Genomic DNA, 1,577 nt, shown 5'->3' with positions numbered 1-1,577 from the left:
AAAAGATAGGAAAGTATAAAATTTGGGTCTACCGCAGTGAGTGTTACTGTGGTATTTTTTATGTATGGGGAAAAACATATTAAAAAAAATCTTCTTTGACGAAAATCAACATTGGGAATCATTCAAAAGGAAATACGGAAAGAGAATCCGTCCTATTGTCACAAAGGAGGTAGAGAAATTTCGTGACTGTGGAGATATGAAAAAAGGATTCAAACTTTTTGTTTGCGAGGGCTGCCATGATGTAAAGCGTATTCCCTTCCGATGTAAGGGACGTTTTTGTACAACCTGTTCTGTTGGAGAAAGCGAAGAATGGAGTCGTCTATTGTCTGAGGACGTATTACAAGTGAATCACCGACATGTGATACTCACAATTGATGAAGGGCTACGGGATATATTCCTTTTACATCGTGAGCTTTTAAAGCCACTTATGGATGAAGCAGCCAAATTACTTACTGACTATTTTCAGAAGAAAGCCAAGGTGATACCGGGGATTATAGTTGGATTGCATACGTTTGGTTCCAAAGTGAATTTCAATCCCCATGTACATATGATGGTAACGATGGGGGGAATCACGAAAAAAGGGGAATGGAAAGGATACGATTTTATACCATTCAAGATGCTTCGAAAGCAATGGCAGACGGTAGTGTTGAAGCTCATCCGAAAAAACTTGACGAAGCAAGAAAAGAAAAGGATACAGCCAAGATTACAAAAGGCTTTTTCCGCAAATGGGGAAGGCTTCTATGTGTATGCCCCAAAACAAAGAGGAAAGATAAAAGAGCAGCTTCGCTATATTGGCCGCTATATTCGTCGACCAGCGATTGGAACCAATCGGATCGAGGCATATGATGGTCAAACTGTAACTTTTAAGTATGTGGACAAGACAGATGGGAAAGAAAAACATGAAGTAGTTACAGTAGAAGAGTTTATCATCCGTTTAATACGTCATATTCCGGATGAACAATTTAAAACGATTCGTCATTATGGCATGTACTCAAGAAGGAGCAAGAAGTTAAGTAAAAAGCTGTTGGCTACATGGCAACAAGGAACAAAACGATGGATACTGAAGGTGAAAAAGACATTACGCCGCCAAACATGGAGAGAGCGTATTATTTCAAGTGGACAAAAAGATCCAATGATTTGCCCACATTGCAACAACTATTATGAGTACATGGGTGAAGTCTGTCTTGAGGGAGGACGATTAGAAATAAAAATAGCATTAACGAAAGAAGCAAAAAGCTATCTAGAAAGGGTGATTCATCATCTCGAAGGCAACGGGCAAGAAAAGCAAAAAGAGGAAAAAGGGAACCGACCATCTGCGCCCCAAGAAGACGTTTGTCAATTATCATTGTTTGGTGTGTCATGAGGAGGAGAAGATTCCTTATGATGTCGTACAGGAATTTGATTTGATGGATGGAGGAGATCCAACAACTCCACCCAGATTTAGTTGTGAACAATGTGGGGGAGACATGTATCCGGAGTATTATAAGGGCATACATGGACAGGAATATAAATTATCGGATTTTCTCTAACTATGGTGGATACAAAAGGACCGGGCGGGGTTTGCCCGGTTTTTCTTA

Annotated in this window: 1 protein-coding gene; it reads left to right on the top strand. The window is 40.0% G+C overall.

All coding sequences use genetic code 11. From position 1 onward, the window contains the following. The first annotated feature begins 64 nt into the window (after window positions 1-64). Window positions 65-1,363, top strand: a complete 1,299-nt coding sequence (locus tag ABRT01_RS18185; RefSeq protein ID WP_269412189.1) for an IS91 family transposase — start codon at window positions 65-67, stop codon at window positions 1,361-1,363. Window positions 1,364-1,577 lie beyond the last annotated feature (214 nt).

Source organism: Lentibacillus sp. L22, from assembly GCF_040812445.1.
Lineage (GTDB): Bacteria > Bacillota > Bacilli > Bacillales > Amphibacillaceae > Lentibacillus_C > Lentibacillus_C daqui.
This window is presented reverse-complemented; position numbering and strand designations above follow the sequence as displayed.

Bases quoted from the DNA above. Each gene is read 5' to 3' on its own strand.
- ABRT01_RS18185 (WP_269412189.1), top strand. From the start codon at position 65: ATGGGGAAAAACATATTAAAAAAAATCTTCTTTGACGAAAATCAACAT.